The following is an 8,540-nucleotide window of genomic DNA, read 5'->3' as shown; positions in this document are numbered from 1 at the left end:
GTGGGGACGAGGTCGGGGCCGCGCTCCAGGCAGACGCCGACGAGGACGTCCGGTCCGGCGCCGAGGGTGAGCAGGTGGTGGGCGATGCGGTTGGCGCGCTCGTCGACCTCGCGGAAGCTGAGGCGGACATCCCCGGCGATGACGGCAACGGCGTCCGGAGTCACGGCGGCCTGGGCTTCGATCAGGTCGACGGTCAGGCCCTGCGGCCAGTCGACCGGGTCGCCTGCGGCCCAGGTCGTGAGCTGGGCGCGCTCGGTCTCGGGCAGGTGGGAGAGGGTCGCGTCGCCGTTGGGGTCGGCGGCCATCGCCTCCAGCACCAGCCGGTAACGCTCACCCAGCACGGCCAGCCACTCCCGACCCACCACGGCGGTCGGGGCACTGAGGTTCACCCGGTCCGGGCGGGCCAGCACGTTGAGGGCGAACTCGTTGGCGCCGTCGCCCAGCGAGCCATCGGTGTCGATGGGGCCGTCGTCGACGAGGTGGAAGTCCAGGTACTCGAAGAGGATCGAGACGAGATCGCCGGAGCTGCCGGCGGCGCGCTGGACGGCGGGCAGCGGGTAGCGGCGGTGGGACCAGATGGCGGTCTCCGTCGCGTAGGTCTGCTCGACCAGTTCGCGCCAGGTCTTCGCGCCCCGAGTCGTCGGGAACGGCAGGGTGTTGAGGTGCATGCCGAGCACCCGGTCCGCGCCCGGTGCCTCCATCCGGCCGTGGTAGACCACGCCGGTGTGGAAGGCGTCCTCGGCCGTCAGGCTGCCGAGCACCTTGAGGTGCGCGGCCAGCAGCACGCTCTTGAGCGAGGTCTTGGCAGCGGCGGCCAGTCGGGTCAGTCCGTCCTTGAGGTCCAGGAACGGGACCGGGACGCCGTGGCGCTCGTTCCCGTGGCGCTCGCCCTCCCCCCAGGAACCGGGCAGGACCAGCGGGCTGTGGGCGTCGACGAGCTGCTGCCAGAAGGCCTGGGTGGCCGGGTCGGCCAGCGCGGTCTGCTCGGCGGCGATGAAGTCCGCGTACCGGACCGCCGGCACCTCGTAGGCGGTCGGCTCCTCGCCGCTTCGCAGACTGCGGTAGAGGGTCACGATCTCCATCGCCAGGGTGTGGTAGCTCCACCCCTCGGTGACGGCGTGAATGTGGCTGAACGTCAGGCGCCAGCTCTGGTCCGACTCGACGTGTGCGGCGATGCGCAGCAGCGGGGCGGCGGTCAGGTCGAAGCCCGTCGCCCGCTCCTGCTCGACGTAGGCGGTCGTGCGCTCCGTGACCTCGGCCTCGGTCAGTCCGCGCAGGTCGTGCGTGGTGATCGGGACCTCGGCCGTGGCGTGGACGAGCTGGAGGGGCAGGCTGTAGCCGTCCAGGTGCATCGAGGTGCGCAGGATGTCGTGCCGGGCGACCACCGTGTCGACGGCCTGGCGCAGGACGTCCGGCGAGAACGACAACGCGTCCGGCAGGCGGAACGAGTTGATGTTCCGGTAGGTGCTGCCGCCCTGTGCCGCGAGCATCTCGACGAGCATGCCGGTCTGGATCTGGGAGAGCGGGTAGGCGTCGACGACGTCGGCCGGGAGGGCCGCGCGGTCGTCCGCGCCGATCAGGGCGAAGGGCTGGACGGCGGTGATCAGGGACTCGCCGGTGCCGTCACCGACCGCGATGGCCATGGCGGCGATGGTGCGCTGCTGGAAGACGTCCGGGATGGTGATGTCGTAGCCGGCGGCGCGGAGGGCTCCGACCAGGCGGACGGCGCGGATGGAGTCGCCGCCGAGGTCGAAGAAGCTGTCCTCCACACCGACCTGCGGCAGACCCAGCACCTCGGCCCAGACCGCCGCCAGGCGCTCCTCGACCGGAGTACGCGGGGCGGTGTAGCCGGTGGTGCTGAAGGCGTCCAGGTCGGGCGCGGGGAGGGCGCGGGTGTCGGCCTTGCCGTTGGTGGTCAGCGGAATCGTGTCCAGGGTGACGAACGCGGCCGGGACCATGTACTCGGGCAGTGAGGTCCCGAGGTGGGTGCGGAGGGCGGTCGTGTCGAGGACGGTGCCGGTGGCCGGGACGACGTAGGCGACGAGCATCTTCTCGCCGTTGGTGTGGCTGTCGCGAACGGTGACGACGCTCTGGCGGACGGTGGGGTGCTGGGTGAGTGCGGCTTCGATCTCGCCGAGTTCGATGCGGTAGCCGCGGATCTTGACCTGCTTGTCGATCCGGCCGAGGGATTCGAGGGTGCCGTCGGGCAGGCGCAGGGCGAGGTCGCCGGAGCGGTAGAGCCGGGAGCCGGCGGGTCCGTGGGGGTTGGGGAGGAAGCGTTCGGCGGTGAGTGCGGGGCGGTTGAGGTAGCCGCGGGCGACGGCGGGGCCGGTGACGTGGATCTCGCCGGGGACGCCGGTGGGGACGAGGTGTCCCCGGGCGTCGAGGAGGTGGATGGCGGTGTCGTCCATCGGGGAGCCGACGGGGCTGTGGGCGGTCCGGGTGACGTCGGTGTCGGTGATGCGGTGGTAGGTGGAGTGCACGGTGGTCTCGGTGATGCCGTACATGTTGACGAGTGCGGTGTGCTGGGTGCCGACGCGGTCGGTCCAGGGGCGCAGTTCGGTCATTTCGAGGCGTTCGCCGGCGAAGACGATGGCACGCAGGGCGAGTTCGTCGATCCGGGGGTCGTTGTCGGCGGCGAGCTGGGTGAGGGTGCGGAACGCGGAGGGGGTCTGGCAGAGGATGGTGGCCTGTTCGGTGGTGAGCAGGTTGAGCATGTCGTGCGGGGAGCGGGCGATCGCGGAGGGAACGACGACGAGTCGGCCGCCGTGGAGGAGGGCGCCCCACATCTCCCAGACGGAGACGTCGAAGGCGTAGGAGTGGAAGAGCGGCCACACGTCGGTGGGGCCGAAGTGGTAGTTCTCGCGGGTGGCGGTGAACAGGCGGGCGACGTTGGCGTGGGTGAGGCTGACGCCCTTGGGCAGGCCGGTGGAGCCCGAGGTGTAGATGACGTAGATCTGGTTGTCCGGACGCACGTCCGTGACCGGCGGGGTCGCCGGGCACGCGTTGATCTCCGCCGCGTGGACGTCGACGAACACGCGGGTGCCGGTGAACTCCAGCTCGTCGAGGGCGGAGTGGGTGACGAGCAGGTCGGCCTTGGCGTCGGCCAGCATGTAGGCGAGGCGGTCGGCGGGGTTGGCCGGGTCGAGTGGCAGGTAGGCGGCGCCGGACTTCAGGATGCCGAGGAGGGCGGGGATGAGGTCGGGTCCGCGTTCCAGGGAGAGGCCGACGATCCGCTCGGGGCCGGCGCCCAGCGCGATGAGGTGGTGGGCGATGCGGTTGGCCCGCTCGTCCAGCTCCGCGTAGGTGAGGTGGGACGCGCCGCTGGTGAGGGCGATGGCGTCGGGGGTGCGGGCGGCCTGGGCGGCGAACAGCTCGTGGACGCAGTCCTCGACCGGCTGCTCGACGGTGGTGTTCCAGGTGTCGAGCAGTCGGGAGAGTTCGTCGGCCGGGAGGTGGGCGGCGCGGGCGTCGCCGTCGGCGTCGGCGGCCATGGCCTCCAGGACCGACCGGTACATGGCGCCCAGCCGCTCCAGGTTCGCCGCGGTGAAGTACTCCGTCGAGCTGCTCAGGTTGATGTGCCCGCCCTGCGGGATCGCCATCAGCGCGAACTCGTTCGAACCGCCCGCCATGGTGGCCTCGACATCGACGGAGTCGGTGTCGACCTGGTGGAAGTCGTGGTGGTCGAAGAGGACGGTGAGCAGGTCGCGGGAGCTGCCGGCGGCGCGCTGGATGGCGGGCAGCGGGTAGCGGCGGTGGGACCAGATGGCGGTCTCCGTCGCGTAGGTCCGCTCGATCAGTTCGCGCCAGGTCTTCGCGCCCCGGTCGGTCGGGAAGGGCAGGGTGTTGAGGTGCATGCCCAGCACCCGGTCGGAGCCGGGGGCCTCCAGGCGGCCGTGGTAGACGACGCCGGTGTGGAAGGCGTCCTCGGAGGTGAGGCTGCCCATCACCTTGAGGTGGGCGGCCAGCATGACGCTCTTGAGCGAGGTCTTCGCCTCGGCCGCGAGCCTGCGCAAGCCGTCCTCCAGGTCCGCGAACGGCACCCGGACCCCGAGGCGCTCGCCCGGCTCACCGCCCCAGGTGGCGGGCAGGACCAGCGGGCTGTGGGCGTCGACGACGCGCTGCCAGAAGGCCTGGGTCGCCGGGTCGGAGAGTGCGGTCTGCTCGGCGGCGACGAAGTCGGCATAGCGCACCGGAACCGGCTCGTGGGCCGCCGGCTCAAGGCCGTCCCGCAGTGCCCGGTAGGCGCCGTGGAGCTCCATCAGCAGCGAGTTGAGCGTCCAGCCGTCACTGACCGCGTGGTTGTGGCTGATCGTCAGGCGCCACGCCCGGTCGGACTCCACGTGTGCGGCGAACCGCAGCAGCGGAGCCGTCGTGAGCTCGAACCCGCGGGCCCGCTCCTCCTCGGCGTAGGCGAGCGCACGCTCCGTGACCTCGGCCTCGGTCAGACCGCGCAGGTCGTGGACGGCGATCGGGGCTTCGGTGGCGGCGTGGACGAGCTGGAGGGGCTGGCTGTAGCCGTCCAGGTGCATCGAGGTGCGCAGGATGTCGTGCCGGGCCACCACCGTGTCGACGGCGCGGCGGAAGGCCTCGGCGTCGAACGGCTGCGGGTCGGGCAGCCGGAAGGAGTCGATGTTGTGGTAGACCGCACGGTCGACCGCGGACATGACCTCCACCAGGATGCCGGTCTGCGCCTGGGAGAGCGGGTAGGCGTCGACGATGTCGGCCGGGAGGGCCGCGCGGTCGTCGTCGCCGATGAGGGCGAAGGGCTGGACGGCGGTGATGAGGGAGTGGCCGGTGCCGTCACCGATCCGGGCCGCGAGGGCGGTGATGGTGCGCTGCTGGAAGACGTCGGGGATGGTGATGTCGTAGCCGGCGGCGCGGAGGGCGCCGACGAGTCGGACGGCGCGGATGGAGTCGCCGCCGAGGTCGAAGAAGCTGTCTTCGACACCGACCTGGGGCAGGCCGAGGACCTGGGCCCAGACGGCGGCGAGGCGTTCCTCGACGGGGGTGCGGGGGGCGGTGTAGCCGCCGGTGGTGAAGGCGTCCAGGTTCGGGGTCGGGAGGGCGCGGCGGTCGGTCTTGCCGCTGCTGTTGAGGGGGATGGCGTCGAGGGTGACGAACGCCGCGGGGATCATGTATTCGGGGAGGGTGGTGGCGAGTTCGCGGCGCACGGTGGTGAGGTCGACGCCGGTGTCGTCGGTGACGAGGTAGGCGAGGAGGGTGTCGTCGCGGACGATGGCGACGGCCTGGTGGATGTGGTCGAGGGTGGTGAGGGCGGTTTCGATTTCGCCGAGTTCGATGCGGTAGCCGCGCAGTTTGATCTGGTTGTCGATGCGGCCGAGGTAGTCGATGGTGCCGTCGGGGAGGTAGCGGGCGAGGTCGCCGGTGGCGTAGAGGCGGGCGCCGGGCGGGCCGAACGGGTCGGGGAGGAAGGTGTCGGCGGTGAGTTCGGGGCGGTTGAGGTAGCCGCGGGCGATGGCGGGGCCGCCGACGTGGAGTTCGCCGGGGACGCCGATGGGGACGGGGTGTCCGGCGGGGTCGAGGAGGTGGATGGTGAGGTCGGTGAGGCGGGTGCCGATGACGCTGCGGCGGGGGCCGGTGAGTTCGGCGGGGGTGACCTGGTGGAACGTGGCGTAGACGGTGGTCTCGGTGGGGCCGTACATGTTGACGAGCGCCGGGTTGTTCCAGCCGAACGTGCTCGTCCAGTCGGTGAGTTCGGTGACGTCGAGGCGTTCGCCGGCGAACACGACGGCGCGCAGCGCGAGGGTGCCGGTGGTGTCGGTGCCGGTGGTGAGGGTGGTGGCGAGGGAGCGGAACGCGGAGGGGGTCTGGCAGAGCATGGTGATCTGCTCGGTGGTGAGCAGGTCGGCCATGTCCTGGGGGGAGCGGGCGACCATGGTGGGGACGACGACGAGGCGGCCGCCGTGGAGGAGGGCGCCCCACATCTCGTAGACGGAGACGTCGAAGGCGTAGGAGTGGAACAGGGCCCAGACGTCGTTCGCCGCGAGGGCGAGCTGGTCGCGGGTGGCGGTGAACAGGCGGGCGACGTTGGCGTGGGTGAGGCTGACGCCCTTGGGCAGGCCGGTGGAGCCTGAGGTGTAGATGACGTAGATCTGGTTGTCCGGACGCACGCCGGTCACGGGTGCGGTGGCCGGGCGGGCGTTGATCTCGGCGGCGTGGGTGTCGACGAACACGCGGGTGCCGGTGAACTGCAGCTCGTCGAGCGCGGAGTGGGTGACGAGCAGGTCGGCGTTGGCGTCGGCCAGCATGTAGGCGAGGCGGTCGGCGGGGTTGGCCGGGTCGAGCGGGAGGTAGGCGGCGCCGGACTTCAGGATGCCGAGGAGGGCGGGGATGAGGTCGGGGCCGCGTTCCAGGGAGAGGCCGACGATCCGCTCGGGGCCGGCGCCCAGCGCGATGAGGTGGTGGGCGATGCGGTTGGCGCGCTCGTCCAGCTCGGCGTAGGTGAGGTGGGACGAGCCGCTGGTGAGGGCGATGGCGTCGGGGGTGCGGGTGGCCTGGGCGGTGAACAGCTCGTGGACGCAGTCCTCGACCGGCTGCTCGACGGAGGTGTTCCAGGTGTCGAGCAGTCGGGAGAGTTCGTCGGCCGGGAGGTGGGCGGCGCGGGCGTCGCCGTCGGCGTCGGCGGCCATGGCCTCCAGGACCGACCGGTACATGGCGCCCAGCCGCTCCAGGTTCGCCGCGGTGAAGAACTCCGAGGACCCGCCAAGCTGAACGGCGCCACCGCTGGCGATCGCGTTGAGGGCGAACTCCGTGGTGCCCTGGTTGAGCGAGGCCTCGACATCCACCGCGTCGGTGTCGACCTGGTGGAAGTCCTGGAACTCGAACATGACGTTGATCAGGTCGCTGTTCCCGGCGGCGCGCTGGACGGCGGGCAGCGGGTAGCGGCGGTGGGACCAGATGGCGGTCTCCGTCGCATGGGTCCGCTCGACCAGTTCGCGCCAGGTCTTCGCGCCCCGAGCCGTCGGGAACGGCAGGGTGTTGAGGTGCATGCCGAAGACCCGGTCGGCGCCCGGTGCCTCCAGGCGGCCGTGGTAGACGACGCCAGTGTGGAAGGCGTCCTCGGCGGTGAGGCTCCCGAGCACCTTGAGGTGCGCGGCCAGCATGACGCTCTTGAGCGAGGTCTTCGCCTCGGTCGCGAGCTTGCGCAGGCCGTCCTCCAGGTCCGCGAACGGGACCCGGGCCGTGACGGACTCGCCCGGCTCGCCGCCCCAGGTGGCGGGCAGGGCCAGCGGGCTGTGGGTGTCGACGACCTGCTGCCAGAACTCCTGGGTCTGCGGGTCGGAGAGCGCGTCCTGTTCGGCGGCGATGTAGTCGGCGTAGCGGACCGACGGCACCTCGTGGGCCGCCGGCTCAAGGCCGTCCCGCAGCGCCTGGTAGGTGCTGAGGAACTCCATCAGCAGCGAGTTGATGGTCCAGCCGTCGGTGATCACGTGCAGGTGGCTGACCGTCAGGCGCCAGGCCCGCTCGGACTCGACGTGCGCCGCGAACCGCATCAGCGGGGCGGTGGTCAGCTCGAAGCCCGTGCCGTTCTCCTGCTCGACGTAGGCGCGGGCCTGCTCGGCGATCGCGGCCTGGCTCAGACCGCGCAGGTCGTGGATGGCGACCGGGATCTCGACGTCGGCGTGGACGAGCTGGAGGGGCTGGCTGTAGCCGTCCAGGTGCATGGAGGTGCGCAGGATGTCGTGCCGGGCGACCACGAGGTCGGCGGCGCGGCGGAAGGCCTCGGCATCGAAGGGGTGGGGGTCCGGGATGCGCGAGGAGTTGATGTTCCGGTAGACGTGCTCGTTCTCCGTGGACATCAGCTCGACGAGCATGCCGGTCTGGATCTGGGAGAGCGGGTAGGCGTCGACGATGTCGGCCGGGAGGGCCTTGCGGTCCTCGTCCGAGATCTGGGCGAAGGGCTGGACGGCGGTGATCAGGGACTCGCCGGTGCCGTTGCCGGGGAGAGCAGTGGCCATGGCGGTGATGGTGCGCTGCTGGAAGACGTCGCGGATGGTGACGTCGTAGCCGGCGGCGCGCAGGGCTCCGACCAGGCGGACGGCGCGGATGGAGTCGCCGCCGAGGTCGAAGAAGCTGTCCTCGACACCGACCTGGGGAAGACCCAGCACCTCGGCCCAGACGGCGGCGAGGCGCTCCTCGACGGGGGTGCGGGGGGCGGTGTAGCCGCCGGTGGCGAACGCGTCCAGGTCCGGCGCGGGGAGGGCGCGGGTGTCGATCTTGCCGTTGGCGGTGAGGGGAATGGCGTCGATCGTCAGGTAGGCGGTCGGGACCATGTACTCGGGGAGCTTGTCCGCGAGTTCGGCGCGCAGTACCGGAGCATCGATCACGGTGTCGGTGACGAGGTAGGCGACGAGGGTCTTCTCGCCGTTGGTGCTCTCGCGGACGGTGACGACGGTGTCGGTGATGTGGGGGTGTTCGCGTAGGCGGGCTTCGATTTCGCCGAGTTCGATGCGGTAGCCGCGGATCTTGACCTGGTTGTCGATGCGGCCGAGGGTTTCGAGGGTGCCGTCGGGGAG

The 8,540-nt window shown here is 71.3% G+C and carries 1 protein-coding gene; it reads right to left on the bottom strand.

What is annotated here, in order from left to right:
• The coding region (locus ACZ4UX_RS36850; protein WP_465709851.1) for an amino acid adenylation domain-containing protein at window positions 1–8,540 on the bottom strand (8,540 nt) is incomplete at both ends.

Source organism: Kitasatospora sp. NPDC028961 (assembly GCF_055564815.1).
Note: the sequence above shows the minus strand (reverse complement) of the source record. Positions and strands in the feature narration are given on the sequence as shown.